Origin of the sequence: Streptomyces adustus (assembly GCF_009377175.1) — a bacterium.
GTDB lineage: Bacteria > Actinomycetota > Actinomycetes > Streptomycetales > Streptomycetaceae > Streptomyces > Streptomyces adustus.
In genome coordinates, this window is the sequence record NZ_VJZD01000187.1 from 1 (window position 1) to 18,782 (window position 18,782).

General features: G+C 72.3%; 20 protein-coding genes, 2 tRNA genes and 1 other RNA gene. 7 read left to right on the forward strand and 16 right to left on the reverse strand.

Annotated elements, in window-relative coordinates; translation table 11 throughout:
- Window positions 1–52: 52 nt before the first annotated feature.
- The 9 genes from FNH09_RS33270 to FNH09_RS33310 all read right to left on the reverse strand — a co-directional run bounded on the left by FNH09_RS33270 (window position 53) and on the right by FNH09_RS33310 (window position 5,891).
- The gene (locus FNH09_RS33270; protein WP_338017756.1) at window positions 53–643 is read right to left on the reverse strand and encodes a hypothetical protein; all 591 of its coding nucleotides are present in this window, start codon (window positions 641–643) and stop codon (window positions 53–55) included.
- A gap of 298 nt (window positions 644–941) precedes the next feature.
- Window positions 942–1,835, reverse strand: coding sequence for an RNA polymerase sigma factor SigF (locus FNH09_RS33275; protein WP_152893627.1), 894 nt, complete (start codon window positions 1,833–1,835; stop codon window positions 942–944).
- Window positions 1,836–2,194: 359 nt separating this feature from the next.
- Entirely contained in the window at window positions 2,195–3,268 is a 1,074-nt protein-coding gene (locus FNH09_RS33280; protein WP_420802801.1) for an RNA polymerase sigma factor SigF, read from the reverse strand.
- A 195-nt stretch (window positions 3,269–3,463) separates the two neighbouring features.
- On the reverse strand, window positions 3,464–3,757 hold the full coding sequence (locus FNH09_RS33285) for a Dabb family protein (RefSeq protein WP_162469472.1): 294 nt from the start codon (window positions 3,755–3,757) through the stop codon (window positions 3,464–3,466).
- Between the two features lie 95 nt (window positions 3,758–3,852).
- The gene (locus tag FNH09_RS33290; protein WP_152893628.1) at window positions 3,853–4,032 is read right to left on the reverse strand and encodes a hypothetical protein; all 180 of its coding nucleotides are present in this window, start codon (window positions 4,030–4,032) and stop codon (window positions 3,853–3,855) included.
- 162 nt (window positions 4,033–4,194) lie between these two features.
- Window positions 4,195–4,279 (reverse strand) — tRNA-Ser (locus FNH09_RS33295).
- An 82-nt stretch (window positions 4,280–4,361) separates the two neighbouring features.
- Window positions 4,362–4,793, reverse strand: a complete 432-nt coding sequence (gene tadA / locus FNH09_RS33300; protein WP_202919799.1) for a tRNA adenosine(34) deaminase TadA — start codon at window positions 4,791–4,793, stop codon at window positions 4,362–4,364.
- 56 nt (window positions 4,794–4,849) lie between these two features.
- A complete protein-coding gene (locus FNH09_RS33305) occupies window positions 4,850–5,395 on the reverse strand; it encodes a tRNA adenosine deaminase-associated protein (RefSeq protein ID WP_162469475.1) in 546 nt (181 codons plus the stop codon).
- Window positions 5,396–5,696: 301 nt separating this feature from the next.
- Window positions 5,697–5,891: a hypothetical protein gene (locus tag FNH09_RS33310; protein WP_152893631.1), complete on the reverse strand. Its 195-nt coding sequence runs from the start codon at window positions 5,889–5,891 to the stop codon at window positions 5,697–5,699.
- Between the two features lie 155 nt (window positions 5,892–6,046).
- On the opposite strand from FNH09_RS33310, the gene upp reads away from it, so the two are divergent.
- Complete coding sequence (upp, locus tag FNH09_RS33315; RefSeq protein WP_152893632.1) at window positions 6,047–6,682, forward strand: uracil phosphoribosyltransferase; 636 nt, start codon at window positions 6,047–6,049, stop codon at window positions 6,680–6,682.
- Window positions 6,683–7,091: 409 nt separating this feature from the next.
- On the opposite strand, the gene FNH09_RS33320 is transcribed toward upp, so the two are convergent.
- From FNH09_RS33320 to FNH09_RS33340, 6 genes are all read right to left on the reverse strand, one after another.
- The gene (locus tag FNH09_RS33320; protein WP_420802802.1) at window positions 7,092–7,739 is read right to left on the reverse strand and encodes a LytR C-terminal domain-containing protein; all 648 of its coding nucleotides are present in this window, start codon (window positions 7,737–7,739) and stop codon (window positions 7,092–7,094) included.
- 121 nt (window positions 7,740–7,860) lie between these two features.
- Window positions 7,861–8,157: a type II toxin-antitoxin system VapB family antitoxin gene (locus FNH09_RS33325; protein ID WP_004943146.1), complete on the reverse strand. Its 297-nt coding sequence runs from the start codon at window positions 8,155–8,157 to the stop codon at window positions 7,861–7,863.
- A 393-nt stretch (window positions 8,158–8,550) separates the two neighbouring features.
- On the reverse strand, window positions 8,551–8,706 hold the full coding sequence (locus tag FNH09_RS47850; RefSeq protein ID WP_202919800.1) for a hypothetical protein: 156 nt from the start codon (window positions 8,704–8,706) through the stop codon (window positions 8,551–8,553).
- 58 nt (window positions 8,707–8,764) lie between these two features.
- Window positions 8,765–9,106 carry a hypothetical protein gene (locus FNH09_RS47855; protein WP_202919801.1) on the reverse strand — a complete coding sequence of 114 codons (342 nt, stop codon included), beginning with the start codon at window positions 9,104–9,106 and terminating at the stop codon, window positions 8,765–8,767.
- Window positions 9,107–9,197: 91 nt separating this feature from the next.
- Window positions 9,198–9,869 carry an HdeD family acid-resistance protein gene (locus FNH09_RS33335; protein ID WP_152893633.1) on the reverse strand — a complete coding sequence of 224 codons (672 nt, stop codon included), beginning with the start codon at window positions 9,867–9,869 and terminating at the stop codon, window positions 9,198–9,200.
- A gap of 63 nt (window positions 9,870–9,932) precedes the next feature.
- Window positions 9,933–10,526, reverse strand: a complete 594-nt coding sequence (locus FNH09_RS33340) for an HhH-GPD-type base excision DNA repair protein (RefSeq protein WP_152893634.1) — start codon at window positions 10,524–10,526, stop codon at window positions 9,933–9,935.
- Window positions 10,527–10,698: 172 nt separating this feature from the next.
- Between FNH09_RS33340 and FNH09_RS33345 the strand changes: the two genes are divergently transcribed.
- From FNH09_RS33345 to FNH09_RS49930, 4 genes are all read left to right on the forward strand, one after another.
- The gene (locus FNH09_RS33345) at window positions 10,699–12,906 is read left to right on the forward strand and encodes a penicillin acylase family protein (protein ID WP_162469473.1); all 2,208 of its coding nucleotides are present in this window, start codon (window positions 10,699–10,701) and stop codon (window positions 12,904–12,906) included.
- Complete coding sequence (locus FNH09_RS33350) at window positions 12,899–13,513, forward strand: GNAT family N-acetyltransferase (RefSeq protein WP_152893635.1); 615 nt, start codon at window positions 12,899–12,901, stop codon at window positions 13,511–13,513. Before FNH09_RS33345 ends, FNH09_RS33350 begins: the two co-directional genes overlap by 8 nt.
- Window positions 13,514–13,722: 209 nt before the next feature.
- Window positions 13,723–15,498: a copper resistance protein CopC gene (locus FNH09_RS33355; RefSeq protein WP_162469476.1), complete on the forward strand. Its 1,776-nt coding sequence runs from the start codon at window positions 13,723–13,725 to the stop codon at window positions 15,496–15,498.
- 395 nt (window positions 15,499–15,893) lie between these two features.
- Window positions 15,894–16,922 carry a lamin tail domain-containing protein gene (locus tag FNH09_RS49930; RefSeq protein WP_338017757.1) on the forward strand — a complete coding sequence of 343 codons (1,029 nt, stop codon included), beginning with the start codon at window positions 15,894–15,896 and terminating at the stop codon, window positions 16,920–16,922.
- Between the two features lie 121 nt (window positions 16,923–17,043).
- Here FNH09_RS49930 and FNH09_RS33365 read toward each other — a convergent pair.
- Window positions 17,044–17,131, reverse strand: a tRNA-Ser gene (locus FNH09_RS33365).
- Between the two features lie 72 nt (window positions 17,132–17,203).
- On the opposite strand from FNH09_RS33365, the gene ffs reads away from it, so the two are divergent.
- Together ffs and FNH09_RS33375 are read left to right on the forward strand one after the other, a co-directional pair.
- Window positions 17,204–17,302, forward strand: an RNA gene (gene ffs, locus FNH09_RS33370) — signal recognition particle sRNA small type.
- Between the two features lie 45 nt (window positions 17,303–17,347).
- A partial coding sequence (locus tag FNH09_RS33375; RefSeq protein WP_162469474.1) for a DNA polymerase III subunit gamma and tau occupies window positions 17,348–18,782 on the forward strand: 1,435 nt, incomplete at its 3' end.

Below are 18,782 nucleotides of genomic sequence, written 5' to 3' on the forward strand. Positions count from 1 at the left end.
ACCCCCGCCCCCACCACCGCGTCCGTTCCAGCTGTCACGTCCGTCGTGTCCGTCACTCCCACCGGACGGACACGTCCCGTGTCTCCACGTGCATCCCGAGGGGCACGCGCCACGCGTCGACGCACACCGTCCAGGTCCGCTCCTGGCGGGCACCGGCCTCGATCGGGACCGGAAGCCCCACGGTCGACCCGATCGTGGCCCAGTCGACGCCCAGCGCGCCGATGATGTGCGTCCCGAAGGTCACCGTGCCCGAACGCACCGCGCTTCCGCCGGTGTTGCGGAGCGCGAGGCTCACCTTCTCGCACCACCGCTCGTCCGCCGCCGTACGCACCGGCTCGCCCACGCTCAGGGCGGCCGGTGCGGCGGACGTGGCCGGCGCGGAGGGCGCCGACGAGGGGTGGGAGCTCGCTCCCGGCCCGGCCGGGACGGACGGCGACGCCCCGGGGCCCGAAGCACCGGAAGATCCCGCTCCACCGGCCACACCGCCGTCGGCGGAGGAGCCGCCCGCGGAGGAGCCGTCGGGTGCGGAGCCCGGTCCTCCGGCCGTGGCGCCCGGACCGGCCGTGCGGTCGCCCCTCGCACCGTCCCCGGTGGTCGGCGAGCCGTCCCTGACGCCGGTCCCGTCGAGCGGCACCAGCGTCACGCCTCCCGTCGGCCGCACCGCCCCTCCGGGCGCCGCCGACGGCCCTGCGCCCGCGCCGACCGCGGCGTAACCCCCGCCGTCCCCGCCGCTCCCGCAGGAGCCCAGTACCGCGCCCAGACAGACGACGACGGCCGCCGACGCGCCCAGTGCGGCGCCCCGACGGCCGGATGTCGATGTCGTCCGTACCTTCCGTACGGCCCTTGCAGCTCGTTCAACCCGTGCGGCCCGTGTCGCTCGAAGCATCGCGCCATGGTGACGGACACTCCGACAAAGAGGAAGCCTCGCGACCCGTGCGGACTCAGTCCGAGATGAGTCCCTCGCGCAGTTGCGCGAGCGTCCGGGTGAGCAGCCGGGAGACGTGCATCTGGGAGATGCCGACCTCCTCGCCGATCTGGGACTGGGTCATGTTGGCGAAGAAGCGCAGCATGATGATGCGCCGCTCGCGGGAGGGGAGCTTGGCCAGCAGCGGCTTCAGGGACTCCCGGTACTCCACGCCCTCCAGCGCGGTGTCCTCGTAGCCGAGACGGTCGGCCAGGGAGCCCTCGCCGCCGTCGTCCTCGGGTGCCGGGGAGTCCAGCGACGAAGCCGTGTACGCGTTGCCGACCGCGAGGCCGTCGACGACGTCCTCCTCCGACACGCCCAGGACGGCGGCGAGTTCGGTGACGGTGGGGGAGCGGTCCAGCTTCTGGGAGAGCTCGTCGCTGGCCTTGGTGAGGGCCAGCCGGAGCTCCTGGAGGCGGCGCGGCACCCGCACCGACCACGAGGTGTCGCGGAAGAACCGCTTGATCTCGCCGACGACCGTCGGCATCGCGAAGGTCGGGAACTCCACCCCGCGTTCGCAGTCGAACCGGTCGATCGCCTTGATCAGGCCGATGGTGCCGACCTGGACGATGTCCTCCATCGGCTCGTTGCGGGAGCGGAAGCGGGCGGCCGCGTAGCGCACCAGCGGGAGGTTGAGCTCGATCAGGGTGTCCCGGACGTACGCGCGCTCGGGGCTCTCCTCGTCGAGAGCGGCGAGCCGCAGGAAGAGGGAGCGGGAGAGGGTGCGGGTGTCGATCGCTCCCGAGGTGGGGAGCGCCGGGGCCGGCACTGCCTCGAGGGCCGTAACGGCGTCGAGCACGTCGGGCACGACGGGCGCCTCAGCACTCTTCGTGAGTGTGAGCACCTTCGAGCTGCCCTGGTCTTCGGACATGCCACCCCCTTTGGGTCGCGGGACGGTCGCGGCGGAAGTTCCGGCGAGGAACATCAGCTTTCACCTGAATACCGGAGCCGGAGCCGCGGCAAACGCTCTTCCCGCAGAATGTCACATGTCGGCAACACGCTGTAGTGACATGTCGACATGTGAGTAACGAATCAGCCCTGGAAAGAAGGGGTCTGACGATCTTTCACCGCACAACTGTCGGGAACGTCCCTGGTGAGCGATTCGCTCTCGACGGTGACCATTCGATCCTGTGTACGGTTATGTCTTGATCCCGTGTCCGGTCCCGTCGTGATCCGGTGTGCGGTCGTGCCGTGATCCGGCGCGCGCTCCCGTCGTGGGCCGGCGCGCGGTCAGGCCTCGATGCGGTTCGCGGAGCGCAGTCGCTGGAAGCTGCGCGCGAGCAGCCGCGAGACGTGCATCTGGGAGACGCCGAGTTCCGCGCTGATCTGCGACTGCGTCAGATTGCTGTAGTAGCGCAGAAGCAGGATTCGCTGTTCGCGTTCGGGTAGTTGGACCAGGAGGTGGCGGACCAGGTCGCGGTGCTCGACGCCGTCCAGCGCCGGATCCTCGTAGCCGAGTCGGTCGAGCAGCCCGGGCAGCCCGTCGCCCTCCTGCGCGGCCTCCAGCGAGGTGGCGTGGTACGACCGCCCGGCCTCGATGCAGGACAGCACCTCGTCCTCGCCGATGCGAAGCCGCTCGGCGATCTCGGCGGTGGTCGGGATGCGGCCGAAGGCGGTGGTCAGGTCCTCGGTCGCGCTGTTGACCTGAACCCACAGCTCGTGCAGCCGGCGCGGTACGTGGACCGTGCGAACGTTGTCACGGAAGTATCGTTTGATCTCGCCGACGACCGTCGGCATCGCGAACGTCGGGAACTGCACGCCCCGCTCCGGATCGAAGCGGTCGATGGCGTTGATGAGCCCGATGGTGCCGACCTGGACGACGTCCTCCATCGGCTCGTTGCGGCTGCGGAAGCGGGCGGCCGCGTAGCGCACGAGCGGGAGATTGGCCTCGATGAGCGCCCCGCGCACCCGGTTGTGCTCCGGCGTGCCCGGCTGGAGGTCCTTGAGCTGGGAGAAGAGCAGCTGCGTGAGCGCCCGGGTGTCGGCGCCACGGCGCTTCTCCGGGGCCGGGACGGGGGCCTCCGGGCTGTCGGCGCCCTCGGTGCTCTCGGCGCCCTCCGGGCCCGCCGGGGCTCCCGGTGCTGCCGGTACTCCCGGTGCTGCCGGTACTCCCGGTACTCCCGGTGCTGCTGGTACTCCCGGTGCTGTCGGTGCTCCCAGGGCTGTCGGTGCTCCCAGGGTGAGAGAGGTCCCGGGGGTCGGGGAGGTTCCGGAGGTCGAGGAGGTCGCAGGGGCCGGGGAGGTCGCGGAGGTCGTCTCCCGGATGGCGGCCTCCTCCTGGGGCGGCGCAGTACTGGCCGACACGGTCAACGCCACCTCTTCATCGGTCAATCATCCGTCAAAAGCGGTCATAGCATCACAAGACATGTGCACAGTGTGCAAGCACCGCATAATGCCGTGTTGAGGGCGAGTTGATGCAGAGGGCACAGGAAAGCCCCGCGACGTTCGCTCCGATGCGGGGCTTCGCGGGGCTGTTCGTGTGTGCGTGGGGCCGACGGCTCAGAACGGGTAGTCCGCGATCACCCAGGTGGCGAACTCCCGCCAGAGGGCGACGCCGGCCTGGTGTGCCGGGTGCTCCAGGTAGCGCTTGAGGGCGTCCGCGTCCTCGACCGCCGAGTTGATCGCGAAGTCGTAGGCGATGGGCCGGTCGCTGGTGTTCCAGCCGAGCTCCCAGAAGCGCAGCTCGTCGATCTGGCCGTCGAGCGCGCGGAAGGCGGCGACGCCCTCCACGACGCGCGGGTCGTCGCGCTCCACGCCCTCGTCGAGCTTGAAGAGGACCAGGTGGCGGATCACGGGCACTCCCTAGGGTCGTTCGTACGGATCGGGGCGGCCGAGGCCGTCCCGGCTGCGGGGAGGACGCGATGCCGGGCCGCTCCGAGCGGTCGGCCCTAGTTCTTGGCCCCGTTGGCGATCCAGGTCATGAAGTCGCCGATGGCCTGGGCGGCGTCCGATATGCCCTCGAAGGCTATCTGGACGTAGTCCGCCGCCTTGGCCGGGTCTGTGATGATCACGTACAGCGCGAAGACCACGAGCACATAGACGGCGATCTTCTTCGCATTCACCGCCACCGCGGCCTCCCCTGTGACTGGCGTGCCCCTGGAGCCCTGGCAACGGGCCCTGTTACCGGCGGCGAGTTTAACTTCACGGCGTGTTGAAGGACCAACGATCTTCCGGGACTTTCCGTCCGGGACGCACGAAGGGCCCCGTCTCTCGACGGGGCCCTTCTTCGGCGGTAGCGGAGGGATTTGAACCCTCGGTGACTTGCGCCACACTCGCTTTCGAGGCGAGCTCCTTCGGCCGCTCGGACACGCTACCGAGGGAGACACTACCCCAAGGTGGGCCGTGCTCTGAAATCCGTTTCCCGGGGACCCGCGGTGCGGGGTGTCCGGGCCCGGTTTCAGCGGTCCCGGAAGAACTCCGTGAGCAGCCGGGCGCAGTCCTCGGCCAGGACGCCCTGGACGACCTCGGGGCGGTGGTTGAGCCGCCGGTCGCGCACGACGTCCCACAGGGAGCCGGTCGCGCCCGCCTTGTCGTCCCGGGCGCCGTAGACGACCCGGTCCACACGGGACTGCACCAGCGCGCCCGCGCACATCGTGCACGGCTCCAGCGTGACGACGAGTGTGCAGCCGGTCAGCCGCCACTCGCCGAGCACGGCGGCCGCCCGCCGGACGGCGAGGATCTCCGCGTGCGCGGTCGGGTCGCCGACCGCCTCGCGTTCGTTGTGCCCGGTCGCGAGCACGGTGGTGCCGTCCGGAGCCAGTACGACGGCGCCGACGGGCACGTCCCCGCCCTGGACGGCCCGGCCGGCCTCGTCCAGGGCGAGCCGCATCGCGGCCCGCCAGCGGTCGCGTACCGGGTCCGGTACCCGTGCCGCGTCCGGTGCGGTCAGCGGACCGTCTCCAGGACGTCGGCGGCGCCGAGGGCCTCGGCGATCTCGGTCAGGGCGTCGTCCGACAGCAGCTTCAGCTCCTTCTCGCTGATGCCGAGGTCGTCGAGGATGCCGGGGTCGCCGACCGGGCCGTGCGGCACGATCTCGCCGGAGCCGCCGTCGCCGGCGGGCCCGTCCCCGTCCTCGTCGTCGCTCTGGTCGTCGCCGTCCTCGGTGCCGTCGAGGTCGAGCGAGTCCAGCTCGTCGTCGGGGTCACCCGGGTCGCGGCCGAGCAGTTCGTCGGTGAGCAGGATCTCGCCGTAGCTGCTGCGGGCAGCGGCGGCGGCGTCGGAGACATAGATACGAGGGTCGTCCTCGCCGTCCACCCGGACGACACCGAACCACCCGTCCTCCTGCTCGATGAGTACGAGCACCGTGTCGTCGTCGGGAGAGGCCTCCCGGGCCAGGTCGGCCAGATCCGACAGGGTCTCCACATCGTCGAGCTCCGTGTCGCTCGCTTCCCACCCGTCTTCGGTGCGCGCGAGCAGTGCGGCGAAGTACACCGTGACTCTCCCACTGGTCATAGGCGTGCCGGTTGGGGGTCCCCCCGGCGGAGGTTGCGGGCGGGAGAGCTGTGCTCCGAGCCCACCCACTCGGAATCGTGGCAGAAACAAGGCCTCCAGGGGACGTCTTCGGCTCCCTGTGTCTGGCAGTTTTGATCGCACGGAGGCAAGTACGTCCGAACAGGACTCACCAGCACACTCGTTGCTGCCACCTGCGGATCGTACGCGGCTTTCCACTCCGCCCACGCACGACCACCCTCAAGATCGCCCCCGCCCGGCCGTGCCCGCGGCGTGCCGCGCGCTACCAGCGGAAGGTCCGCATGCGCATGGCGTGCCGCAGCCGGGCGGTCCTGGCACGGCGTGGCTGGACCCGGTCGCGCAGCTCCCGGGCCTCGGCGAGGTCGCGCAGGAACTGGGCGCGTCGCCGACGCCGCTCGGCGGCCGTCTCCGGCGCGTCGCGGTCGGGCGGGTCAGGCAGCTCTGAAGATTCGGGCACGGCACCACCCCATCCCGGTCGTCATCACCACCTTCCCCCTGACGGGCGGTTCGACGCCAGGGATCGTCCCGAGTCCGCGGCGGGCTCCCGCACTCGGCGGGCACCCGCCGAGTACGGGAGCGCCGGGCGGGGTCGGCCCGGTTACTGTTGTGGACATGCGTCTCCACGTCGTCGACCACCCCCTGGTCGCCCACAAGCTCACCACCCTGCGCGACCGCCGCACCGACTCCGCGACCTTCCGCCGTCTCGCCGACGAGCTGGTCACCCTGCTCGCGTACGAGGCCACGCGTGACGTGCGCACCGAACAGGTCGACATCGTCACGCCGGTCGCCGAGACCACCGGGGTGAAGCTGTCCTACCCGCGCCCGCTGGTCGTGCCGATCCTGCGGGCGGGTCTGGGCATGCTGGACGGCATGGTCCGGCTGCTGCCGACCGCCGAGGTGGGCTTCCTGGGCATGGTGCGCGACGAGGAGACCCTGAAGGCCTCCACGTACGCCTCGCGGATGCCGGAGGACCTCTCCGGCCGTCAGGTGTACGTCCTGGACCCGATGCTCGCCACCGGCGGCACGCTGGTCGCGGCGATCCAGGAGCTGATCGCCCGCGGTGCCGACGACGTCACCGCCGTGGTGCTGCTCGCCGCCCCCGAGGGCGTGGAGATCGTGGAGCGCGAGCTGGCCGGCACGCCGGTCACGGTGGTCACGGCGGCCGTCGACGACCACCTCAACGAGCACGGCTACATCGTGCCGGGCCTGGGCGACGCGGGCGACCGGCTCTACGGCGCCGCGGAGTAGGCGTACGACCCGGCCGTACGCGGCCGGAAGGGGCCCTGGGCGGCCGCGCGCGGCCCGTGGGCCCCGCAATGGGCCCCAGGGGCCCTGCGCCCGTCGTGCGGGCCCTGTCCGTACGAGCCCTGCGCGGTCTTTCCCGGGCGCCGTGCGGGGGTGCGCAGGCGTCCCCGCGCAGGGATTCCCCGGCGGCCTTGGGGCGGCGGTGTTCCCCGGCGGTTCGGGGAGAGCGGTTCTCTCCGCTCTCCCCGCCGGTCCCGGGAGGGTGTTCCCCGGCGATTTCACGCAAACGGCGTTCGCCCGCGGTTCCGCGCGGGTGGTGTTCCTCGGCGGCCTTGCGCGAACGGTGTTCTCCGGGGTCGCCCGGGGCCCCGCGGTCGTCCGCGGGGTCGCGTTCGGACCGGCCGTACGGCCGTCAGCAGCCGTTCTTCTTCGTGGCGTCGGCCGGCTCGGGCGCGTTCAGCACGGCCAGTGCCTTGTCGGCGTCCGTCTTCGCCGTCAGCTGCTTGAAGGCGGTGCCGATGACGAGGTCCACGTCGGTGCCCTTGCGGGCGGCGTCGGTGCGGAGTTGGGCGGCGGCCAGCTGGGTGCCGAGCACCGGCAGCGAGGTCTTCAGCGAGGCCGCAGGACCGAGCAGCAGCCCGGTGCCGGCGACCTTCTTGTCGAACTCCTTGGACGCGTTGCCCACTTCCCCGATGTGGAAGCCGCGCTTGGCCAGCTCGTCCGCCGTCTGCTTGGCGAGCCCGCTGCGGGGCGTGGCGTTGAAGACGTTGACGGTGATCTGGGCGGGCTTGGGCAGCACCACCACGGCGGCGGCCGCCGAGGGCTTCACCTTGATCCCTTGCGCGCAGGCCGCCTTGGCGCTGGCCGCGGCCTTGTCGCCGCCGCCGGTGAAGACGTCCACGAGCTGGAGTGTTCCCCAGCCCACCACGCCCAGCACGGCGACGGAGACGATGCCCACGACGACGAGCCTGCCGCGCCGCCGGGGAGGGCGCATACGCGGGTACTTGTCCCCCGTGATCCGGTACTGTCCGCCCATCCCGGGGGGAGTCAGCATGCTCATGGGCGCAGCGTAGTGCGCCGGGGCGCCCCTGACTAATAGATGATCATCCGACTTGGTCGAGGAGCACCCGAAAGGGGCAACCGTGACCTGAGCGGGGGTCGGTCCGGGGACCCGGGCGGGGTCAGTCCAGTTCGAGGACGCGCGCGTGCAGCACCTGACGCTGCTGGAGGGCCGCCCGTACCGCGCGGTGCAGTCCGTCCTCCAGGTACAGGTCGCCCTGCCACTTCACGACGTGCGCGAAGAGGTCGCCGTAGAAGGTCGAGTCCTCCGCGAGGAGGGTCTCCAGATCGAGTTGCTGCTTGGTGGTCACCAACTGATCGAGGCGGACCGGGCGCGGCGCGACGTCCGCCCACTGCCGGGTGCTTTCCCGGCCGTGGTCGGGGTACGGCCGGCCGTTTCCGATGCGCTTGAAGATCACACGGAAAGCCTACCGGCCCAGACGTTCCGGGCGCAGCCATGGCGGCGGAGTGCGACGCCGGAAAAGACGGTGCAAAGCGGGGCGTTCGGGAACGGGGGCCGGGGGCGGGTGACGACGGGACGGTGTCGCGGACCGTCGCCCCCGGACCGCGGGGCGGCCGCCGCTTTCGCTCGAAAGGGGTCGGTGTCCTCTTTGTCGCGCAGACACCGGGGGTTGTGCCCGGCGGCGGCGAGGCGGCGTGTTCCCCGCCGCCGCACGGGCATTGTGCACAGGCTGTGGACCGCGGGCCGGGCCGACCGGACCGGACGCACGCAGCGCCCGGTCCGGCTCCGGATCAAACCGTCGCGTCGAACCGCAGGGCCGATCCCCGGATCGGCCGCGGCTCCGCCTCCCTCACGGGCACGGCTGCGGGGGCTCCCCCTCGCTCACCCTGCGCGTCTCGCGCGTCCTTCGTGCCTCGCGCGCCTTCTCGGCTTCCGGCTTCGGCGTGTTGCGGGCGGCCTCGGCGCGCAGCAGGGCGCGCAGGACCGCGTACGGGTCATGGGGCATGGCTGTTCGTGTTCCTTGCGTCGTACGGGACCGAGCGGACCGGGAGAACCGGTGCTCGTCAGCAGCGCAGAACCACCGAACGGGCGGCGGAGCGCGGGGCGTACGCGCGGTACGGGGTCGTGGGCCGGTCCGGGCCCGCACCGGCCGCCGGGTTCGGCAGGGGTGCGGGACGCAGGGCCTCGGCGGGGCGCACAACGGTGCGGCCGGGCGGTCGCAGGGCGGTGTCGAGGACGTCGTACTCGACCGTCTCGCCGGACCCGCAGGCGACGACGGCCGGTGCCGCGTGGAGCGCCGTGTGGGTGCCCGGCACCGACAGGGCCAGCAGCAGGAGGAGCAGCAGGACCAGCACCCGCGGCCGGACCCGGCCGGGCGGGGGAAGGTGGGGTGCGCCGCTGCTCACGAAGGTTCATCTCCCCGGGTGGCGTACGGCGTCCATCGCGCCGGACGCGAGATCCGCCCGCTCGGCCCAGTGCCGTGGAGCGGGACGCGGGTCAGATCGTGCGCGGGGTCCGGTGGGTCAGGCCGCGCATCCGGACCGAGGTGGCGATCTCGACGATGCCGACCACGATCAGCCAGATCCCGCCCAGCAGGGTGAGGATGGCGACGGACTCCAGCGGTGCGTCGATCAGGACGATCCCGGCGACGAAGGTGACGATCCCGAGGAAGATCTGCCAGCCGCGCGCGGGCATGCCGGAGTCCTGTACGGCGGCCAGCGTCTGGGTGATGCCGCGGATCAGCCAGCCGATGCCGATCCACAGGGCGAGCAGCAGGGTCGACTGCATGATGCCGCGGAAGCAGAACAGGCCCAGCACGATCGACAGGGCGCCGCTGATGAAGGCCAGCACGCGCAGCGAGGTCCTGCGGTGGGTGCCGAACGCGGAGATCAGCTGGAGCACGCCGCTGATCAGCAGGTAGATGCCGAAGAGGACGCCGGCGATTCTCACCGAGGCGTGCGGCCAGATCAGGACCAGGACGCCCAGGACTAGTGAGGCGACGCCGGTGAGCAGGACGACCTGCCACGCGGCCTCCGAGAGGGCGTGCAGCAGCCCGTCGAACGGCGGCTCCGGCTCGTGGCCGTCACGCGGGTCGGACGTGCGCTCGGCATGCACCTTGCGGTCGTCGAACTCCGGTCCCCAGGAGGGGCCGGTCGGTGGCTCGGTCATGATCCATGCTCGGACCGGGCTCCGCCGTACCGCCACCCGGGACGGTCCGGGTGGCTGACGGGGTCAACGCCCGGCCGTCTTCGCGGCCTTCGCCGCCGCCTTCATCTCCTGCTTGTGCGCCCGCACCTTCGCCAGGGACTCGGGCCCGGTGATGTCGGCGACCGAGCGGTACGACTTCGCCTCGCCGTAGGACCCGGCCGCCTCCCGCCACCCGGTGGGTCGCACCCCGAGCTGCTTGCCGAGCAGGGCCAGGAAGATCTGTGCCTTCTGCTTGCCGAACCCGGGCAGTTCCTGGAGCGCCGTGAGCAGGTCCCGGCCGCTGCCGGCGTCCCGCCAGACGGCTTCGGCGTCACCGGCGTAGTGCTCGACGAGGTACTGGCACAGCTGCTGGATCCGCTTGGCCATGGACCCCGGGTAGCGGTGGACGGCGGGCTTCTCGGACAGCAGCGCGGCGAACGCCTCCGGGTCCATGGCGGCGATCTCGGCCGCGTCCAGATCGTCGGAGCCCATCCGCCTCGCGATGGTCGAGGGCCCCTTGAACGCCCACTCCATCGGGACCTGCTGGTCCAGCAGCATCCCGACCAGCGCGGCGAGCGGGGAGCGGCCGAGGAGCTCGTCGGCCTCGGGGTCCTGGGCGAGGTGCAGGGTGACGTCCATGGGTCGATCATGGCGCGTGCCCGGTCGGGCCGCGCGCCGGTACCCCGGCGCGCGCACCGGCGCCCTCCCTGTGCGGCCCCTGCCCCGCGGCGCTTCTGCGCGCCTCGCGTACGATTCCCCCACCTAGACAATTAGTTAGGCAAGGCTAACCTAAAACGCAAAGGGGCCAGGGGTGACCACCGAGATCTACCGGGACACATGGGGAATCCCGCATCTGCGCGCCGGCGACGCCCGTGAACTGGCCCGCGCCCAGGGCCGGGTCACCGCCCGCGACCGCGCCTGGCAGTTGGAGGTCGAGCGGCACCGCGCCCAGGGCACCTCCGCTTCCTTCCTCGGTCCCGAGGCCCTGTCCTGGGACCGCTTCGCGCGCCGCGTCCGCCTGGAGGACACCGCCCAGCGCTGCTACGCCCGGCTGGAGGACACCGACCCCGAGACCGCCGAGTGGATACGGGCCTACGCCGACGGCGTCACCGAGGGACTGACGGCGGCCGACGCCCCGGAGTTCGCCCGGGTGGACCTCGTCCCCGGCCGCTGGGAACCCTGGACCCCGCTCGCCGTCTGGCTCTCCACCCACATCCTGTTCGCCGGCTTCCCCGCCAAGCTGTGGCGGGAGGAGGCCGTACGCCACCTCGGTCCGGACGCGGTCGGCCTGTTCGCCACCGACGGCCCCGGCACCTCGGGCAGCAACGGCTGGCTGGTCGGCGGCGAGCGGACCACCACCGGGCAGGCCGTCATCGCCGGAGACCCGCACCGCTTCATCGAGAACCCCGGCGTCTACCAGCAGATCCGCCTCGCCTGCCCCGAGTTCGACGTGGTCGGCCTCGCCGTCCCCGGCGTCCCCGGCATCGCCCACTTCGGCCACACCGGCACGGTCGCCTGGGCCATCACCAACGCCATGGCCGACTACCAGGACCTCTACCGCGAACGGCTGCGCCGTACCGGCGCGGGCGTCGAGGCCCTCGGCCCGGACGGCCACTGGCACCGCGCCACCCGGCACACCGAACTGATCCGCGTGGCCGGCGCGGAGCCGGTCGAGGTCGAGGTGATCGAGACCGACCGCGGCCCGGTCGTCGCCGGCGGCCCCGAGGGTCTCGACGACGGCACCCCGCTCGCCCTCAGCCTGCGCTACCCGCCCCGCGTCACCGCCGACCTCGGCTTCGGCGCGCTCCTGCCGCTGCTGCGCGCCCGCCGGGTCGCCGACGTCGACCGCGCCCTTGACGCCTGGGCCGAACCCGTCAACGTCGTCCAGGCCGCCGACACCGAGGGCGCAGTGCTGCACCGGGTCGCGGGCCGGGTGCCGGTGCGCGCCGAGGCCAACCGGGTCCGGCTGGTCCCCGCCTGGGAGCCCGGCCACGAGTGGACCGGCTGGCACCCCACGCCCCGTGCGGGCCTGACCGACGGCATCGCGGTGATGGCCAACCAGCGCGGTCTCGCGGCCCCCCTCGGCGTCGAGTTCGCGCCCCCGCACCGGGCCGACCGCATCCGCGCCCTGCTCGACCGGCGGCGCACCCTGTCCGCGGCCGACATGCCCGCCGTCCACACCGACACCCATCTCGCCTCCGCCGAGCCCCTGTTGGAGGCGGTGGCGGCCCTCGACGGGCTCACCCCGCGGGCCGCCGCCCTGCGCGACCGGCTGCTGGGCTGGAACCGCCGGATGGACGCCGACAGCACGGACGCGGCCCGGTACGCGGCCCTGCGCGGCGCGGTCGTCCGCCGGATCGCCGCCCACCCCGCGCTCGCGGCCCTGACCGGCCCGCCCGCCTACCCCGAGGTGCTGCTCCCCTGGCTCGCCCTCGCCCCGCGCGTCGGCTTCGCCCTGGAGCACCTGCTGCGGGCCGAGAAGCTGTACGGCATCGACCGCCCGGCCGTCGTGCGCGCCGCCCTGGAGGAGACGGCCGCCGAGCCGACGGACCCTGCCGATCCGGCGGCCACCGTGGAACAGGTGGCCCCTGTTGAACGGGCGGCCCTCGGGGAGCGGACTGCCCCTGCCGAGCCTGCGGCCCTCGCGGAGCGGACGGCCCCTGCCGAGCCGGCGGCTTCCGCTCCGGTCGACCCCGTCTGGGGCGACACCCACCGCCTCGCCCCCTGGCAGGCGCTGCCCGACCCGTCGTACACCGGGCCCGCGCTCTCCGGTGACCACGACTGTGTGCTGTGCACCTCCGGCGTGCCCGGCCTCACCGACCTCGCCGCGCGCGGTCCGGCCGCCCGCTACGTGTGGGACCTGGCACGCCGCGAGGACAGCCGCTGGGTGGTGCCGTTCGGCGCCGACGGCGTCCCCGGCGCACCGCACCACCGTGACCAGCTCCCGCTGTGGCTCGCGGGAGACCTCGTCCCGGTCGTCACCGACTGGGACCGGCTGGAGAAGGAGACCGATGTCTGATCCGTACGCCGCCCCCGCCCGAGAGGCCGTCCACGAGGAGGTGACCGACGGCTTCGGCACCGTCCGCATCCTGCCGCTGGACGCGGCCGCCGACGCCGAGGCCGTCCATCGCTGGGTGAGCCAGGAGCGGGCCGTCTTCTGGGGCATGAACGGCCTCACCCGCGACCAGGTGGCGGAGATCTACGCCCACCTGGACACCCTCGACACCCACCACGCCTTCCTCGCCGTCCGGGACGGCGAACCGGTGGGCCTGCTCCAGACCTACGAGCCCGAGGCCGACCGGGTCTCCGAGTGCTACGAGGTCCGGCCCGGCGACATCGGCGTGCACGTGCTGCTCGCGCCGGCCGGGGACGGCGGAGCGCGCCCCGGCTGGTCGTCCGCCCTGCTGGGCGCCTTCGTCTCGTACGTCCTGCTGGGCCTGGACCGGCGCCGGGTCGTGGTCGACCCCGACGTGCGCAACGAGCGGGCGATCAGCCGCTTCCTGCGCCAGGGCTTCGAGGCGGGCCCGGTCGTCGTCCTGCCGGAGATCGACGTCCCGGACGTGCATCTGCCCGAGAAACACGCCCAACTGGCCTTTCTGCGCCGGGAGACGGCCTTCCCCGGCTGACTTCGGGGGGTCCGTGCCCGCCCGCCCGCGGCCGGTGTGCACGATGGTGCCCGTGCCCGCCCGTCGGTCGGTGGTGAGCACGGCGCCGCTCCCGCCCGTACTTATCCAGGAGCACACGAGTGCGAAGGCGGAGCGGTGACGTGAGCGAAGGGCACGATGGCGGGCGACGGTACGGCGCACGGCACGGAGACCGGCGACTTCAAGGGCTGGTGCTGCTGGGCACCGTGCTGGTCCTGCTCCTCTTCGGCGGCGCTGGGCCGGCCTCGGCCCACGCCGCCCTCCGCGCCACCGACCCCGCCGACGGGGCCGTCCTCAAGTCCGCCCCTCGCTCCCTCACCCTGACCTTCACGGAGTCCGTCAGCCTGCTCGACGACTCCTTCCGCGTCTTCGACCCCCGCAACCACCGGGTGCGTACGGGCGAGCCGCAGCACGCGGCCGACCGCTCGGACACGGCCCGGGTCACCCTGCCCGCGAAACTCGGCCGGGGCACCTTCACCGTGGCCTGGCGGGTGGTCTCGGCGGACAGCCACCCGGTCTCCGGCGCCTTCACCTTCTCGGTCGGCGAACCCACCCCGACCACCGCCGCGGTGAACGCCGGCCCCACCGAGGACCCGCTCACCGCCGACCTCTACGACACGGCCCGCTACGCCGCCTATCTCGCCGCGGCCCTGCTCATCGGCACGGCGGCGTTCGTCCTGCTGTGCCGCCCCGCCGACACCGCCCCGCTGCGCACCCCGCTCAGGGCGGGCTGGTGGACCCTTCTGGCGTCCACCGTCGTGCTGCTGGTGCTGCGTGCTCCGTACGAGGCGGGCACGGGCCCGGCCGGGGCCCTCGACCCGTCCGTCCTGGCCCACACCCTGAACACCCGTCCGGGCCTGGCGCTGGCGGCCCGACTCGCCCTGCTGGGCCCGGCGGCCGTGCTGCTGATCCGCGCCCGCAGGCGCCCCCTCACCCCCACGCTCACCGGGACGGCCGTCGCGGTCGCCGTCGGACTGGCCCTGACCTGGGCGGCCGCCGAGCACGCCTCGGCCGGCCTCCAGGTCCCGCTGGCGATCACGTCCTCGGTCCTGCACCTGCTGGCGATGGCGGTCTGGCTGGGCGGCCTGGCGGCGCTGCTGACCCTGCTCCACCGCACCACGCTCCCGGCCGACGCGGTCGTCCGCTTCTCCCGGGTCGCGTTCACCGCCGTCACCGTGCTGGCGGTGACCGGCTTCTACCAGTCCTGGCGCGGTCTCGGTTCCTGGTCCGCGCTCACCACCACGGATTACGGCCGCCTCCTGCTTGCCAAACTGGCCGGGGTGACGCTGCTGCTGACTGCGGCGTCCTTCTCCCGGCGCTGGACGGCACAGCCCGCGCAGGCCATGGCGGTCACCGGCGAACGGGTGCCGGCGACGGCGGGCGGACCACCGCTCCCGGACCGCGAGCCGGAACCGGGGACGGGGACCGTTGCGGGACCGGAGGCGGAGGCGGATCCGGCGGCCGACGTCGACACCGTGCGCGGCCTGCGCCGGTCCGTCCTGGCCGAGGTCGCCGTCGCGGCGGTGGTGCTGATGTTCACGACGGCCCTGACGGGCACCACCCCCGGCCGGGCCGAGACCGAGGCGGCGAACGCGCGGACGGGCGCGTCGGGCACCGGAATAGCCACCGCGTCCGTGACCCTGGTTCCGTTCGACGTCGGCACCCCCGCGGTCCACGGCACGGTGCAGGTCACGCTCGACCCCGGTCGAGTGGGCGACAACTCGGTCGAGGCCGTGGTCTTCGGTCCCGACGGAGGTCTGTCCACGGTGCCCGAACTGCGCCTGACCTTCACTCTCGACGGTCAGAAGATCGGCCCCCTCGACACCAAGGTGACGGACAGGGGCGGCTATTGGGCGGCCGACGCCTTCAACCTGCCGCTGCCCGGCACCTGGACGATGAAGGCGACGGTCCGGGTCTCGGACGTGGACCAGGTGAGCGAGACCCGGCAGGTACGGATCGAGCGCTAGGGTCGGGCCAGGCACGGGAAGCCCGGTCTGTCCTGGGAACGCCCGTTCGTTCGGAGTGATATGACTCGCCCGAAATTGTTACTCACTTTCGGGTGATGGTGGCGGTTCCGTGGCATTCGTGCCACGGGCGGCGGGGGGCCACGGCCCAGTCGCCGCAAGGGGTGGTGAAGTGGCGAAGCGTCAACATCGTGCATATCGCGCATAGATGGACATTGCATCCGAGAGTAACGGCAATGTGATCACTTGGTCACACCGTGCGCGTATCGCGTTCACATCGACGCCGGGCGGCCAGAGTGTGAATGCGCGGCCAGCCGGTCGTCGCAAGCACACCGCACCACCCCGACCAGTCACGTCGTCACGGCCGGGAAGGTGCCCGCACCATGCAAGGGGACCCCGTGTCCGTTTTCGTTAGCCCCCGTCGTCTGGCCGCCGCCACGCTCGCGGCCGGTGCCCTCGTCGGAGCGGTGGCCCTGCCGGCGTCCGCCGCCGACCATGTACGCGCGGACCAGTCGCGGGTCGAGATCACTGACGTGCACCGCGACGCTCTGAGCCGCCACGACCGCTTCTACGGCTCGAACTACTCGCTCAACCGCGAGTGGGTGCAGCTCAGCAACTACGGCCGTCGCAGTGTCGACCTCGACGGCTGGACCCTTCGGGACGAGGACGGCCACAGGTACACCTTCCGGCACGTCCGGCTGGACGGCCGGTCCGTGGTCCGTGTCCACACGGGCATCGGCCGTGACACGCGCTCCGACGTCTACCAGGACCGTCGCAGCTACGTGCTGGACGACCGGTCCGACACGATCACCCTGCGCAACGACCGGAACCGCTTCGTCGACTCGTACTCGTGGCGCGACCGTGACGACCGGAACTGGAACGGCCACGACCGTCACGACCGCAACTGGAACGGCCGCGACGACCGGCACGACCGTAACGGCCATGACCGGCACGACCGTAACGGCCACGACCGTCACGACGGTAACGGCCACGACCGCGGTGACCACAACGGCCGCGACCGCGGTGACCACAACGGCCGCGACCGCGGTGACCACAACGGCCACGACCGCGGTGACCACAACGGTCAGCCCCGCCACAACCCGGGCCAGCTCCCCGGCCACCTCCCCGGCCAGGGGAACCAGGGGAACCAGGGCAATCACGGTAACCAGGGGAACCAGGGCAACCAGGGGAACCAGGGCAACCAGGGCAACCAGGGCAACCAGGGCAACCAGGGCAACCACGGGAACCAGGGCAACCAGGGCAACCACGGCAACCACGGCAACCACGGCAACCAGGGGAACCAGGGCAACCAGGGCAACCACGGTAACCAGGGCAACCAGGGCAACCAGGGCAACCAGGGCAACCAGGGCAACCACGGTAACCAGGGGAACCAGGGGAACCAGGGCAACCACGGGAACCACGGCTGACCGGCCGCCGCCGGGCGTGACCTCTGATGGTTCCGCCGGCGGCTAGACGCGATCCTTGGTCAACGTAGAAGGGCCCCACCGCAAGCGGTGGGGCCCTTCTACAACGTGCCCGGTGAGGCACTGGCGGAGGATACGAGATTCGAACTCGTGAGGGGTTGCCCCCAACACGCTTTCCAAGCGTGCGCCCTAGGCCTCTAGGCGAATCCTCCGGTGGGAACATTACATGACCGAGAAGGGTGCTCGCGAACTCGATCCGCACCGCCGTCATCAGGTACTGTTTGGGCAGCCCCTCACGCGGCGCTATCTGACTGAACTCCCCCAGGGCCGGAAGGCAGCAAGGGTAGGTCGGCTCTGGCGGGTGCGTGGGGGGCGCTTGCGTTTGCGGGCGGGGCCGGTTGTCGGTGGGCGCCTATAACCTCGTAGATGTGTCGTCTCTCGCGCTGTACCGCCGCTATCGCCCGGAGTCTTTCGCCGAGGTCATCGGGCAGGAGCATGTCACCGACCCGTTGCAGCAGGCGCTGCGGAACAACCGGGTCAATCACGCGTACCTGTTCAGCGGGCCCCGTGGCTGCGGCAAGACGACCAGCGCGCGCATTCTCGCCCGGTGCCTGAACTGCGAGCAGGGCCCCACGCCGACCCCGTGCGGCACCTGCCAGTCGTGCCGTGACCTGGCGCGCAACGGTCCCGGGTCCATCGACGTCATCGAGATCGACGCCGCGTCGCACGGTGGCGTGGACGACGCCCGTGACCTGCGGGAGAAGGCCTTCTTCGGGCCCGCGGGCAGCCGGTACAAGATCTACATCATCGACGAGGCCCACATGGTCACGCCGGCCGGCTTCAACGCCTTGCTGAAGGTCGTCGAGGAGCCCCCGGAGCATCTGAAGTTCATCTTCGCCACCACCGAGCCCGAGAAGGTCATCGGGACGATCCGGTCGCGGACCCATCACTACCCCTTCCGGCTGGTGCCGCCCGGGACCCTTCGGGAGTACCTCGGCGAGGTGTGCGGGAAAGAGGGCATCCCGGTCGAGGAAGGCGTCCTGCCGCTCGTCGTGCGGTCGGGCGCCGGATCCGTGCGTGACTCCATGTCCGTCATGGACCAGCTGCTGGCCGGCGCCCGCGCGGACGGTGTGACGTACGCCATGGCCACCTCCCTGCTCGGCTACACCGACAGCTCGCTGCTCGACTCCGTCGTCGAGGCCTTCGCCACCGGTGACGGCGCCGCCGCCTTCGAGGTCGTCGACCGCATCATCGAGGGCGGCAACGACCCGAGGCGGTTCGTCGCCGACCTGCTGGAGCGGCTGCGGGACCTGGTGATCCTGGCGGCCGTGCCGGACGCGGCGGAGAAGGGACTGATCGACGCACCCGTCGACGTCGTCGAGCGGATGCAGGCCCAGGCCGGGATCTTCGGCGCGGCCGAGCTCAGCCGGGCCGCCGACCTCGTCAACGAGGGCCTGACGGAGATGCGCGGCGCCAACTCGCCCCGTCTCCAGCTCGAACTCATCTGCGCCCGCGTGCTGCTGCCCGCCGCCTACGGCGACGAGCGCTCCGTGATGGCCCGCCTGGACCGTATCGAGCGGGGCGTGAACTTCTCCGCGGGCGGCGGCGCCCCCGCGGTGGCGTACGTACCCGGTCCCGAGGCGCACGGGGCGGCGGTGCCCGGTGGTGCTCCGGTCCGGCAGCAGCCCGCCGACGCCGCGCCGATCCCGCCCGGTGGCGGGGCCGCGGCGGCCCGTGCCGCGGTACGGGGTCCCGGAGCCCCCGGATCCCCTGACGTCCCGGCGCCTGGTGCGGGGTACCCCCAGGCCGCCCCGCAGGCACCGGCCGTCCCGCAGCCGCCGGCCGCCGCCCAGCCCCCGGCAC

Bases quoted from the DNA above. Each gene is read 5' to 3' on its own strand.
- FNH09_RS33275 (WP_152893627.1), bottom strand. From the start codon at position 1,835: ATGTCCGAAGACCAGGGCAGCTCGAAGGTGCTCACACTCACGAAGAGT.
- tadA (WP_202919799.1), bottom strand. From the start codon at position 4,793: ATGCGGCTCGCCCTGGACGAGGCCGGCCGGGCCGTCCAGGGCGGGGAC.
- upp (WP_152893632.1), top strand. From the start codon at position 6,047: ATGCGTCTCCACGTCGTCGACCACCCCCTGGTCGCCCACAAGCTCACC.
- FNH09_RS33320 (WP_420802802.1), bottom strand. From the start codon at position 7,739: ATGAGCATGCTGACTCCCCCCGGGATGGGCGGACAGTACCGGATCACG.
- FNH09_RS47850 (WP_202919800.1), bottom strand. From the start codon at position 8,706: ATGCCCCATGACCCGTACGCGGTCCTGCGCGCCCTGCTGCGCGCCGAG.
- FNH09_RS33335 (WP_152893633.1), bottom strand. From the start codon at position 9,869: ATGACCGAGCCACCGACCGGCCCCTCCTGGGGACCGGAGTTCGACGAC.
- FNH09_RS33340 (WP_152893634.1), bottom strand. From the start codon at position 10,526: ATGGACGTCACCCTGCACCTCGCCCAGGACCCCGAGGCCGACGAGCTC.
- FNH09_RS33350 (WP_152893635.1), top strand. From the start codon at position 12,899: ATGTCTGATCCGTACGCCGCCCCCGCCCGAGAGGCCGTCCACGAGGAG.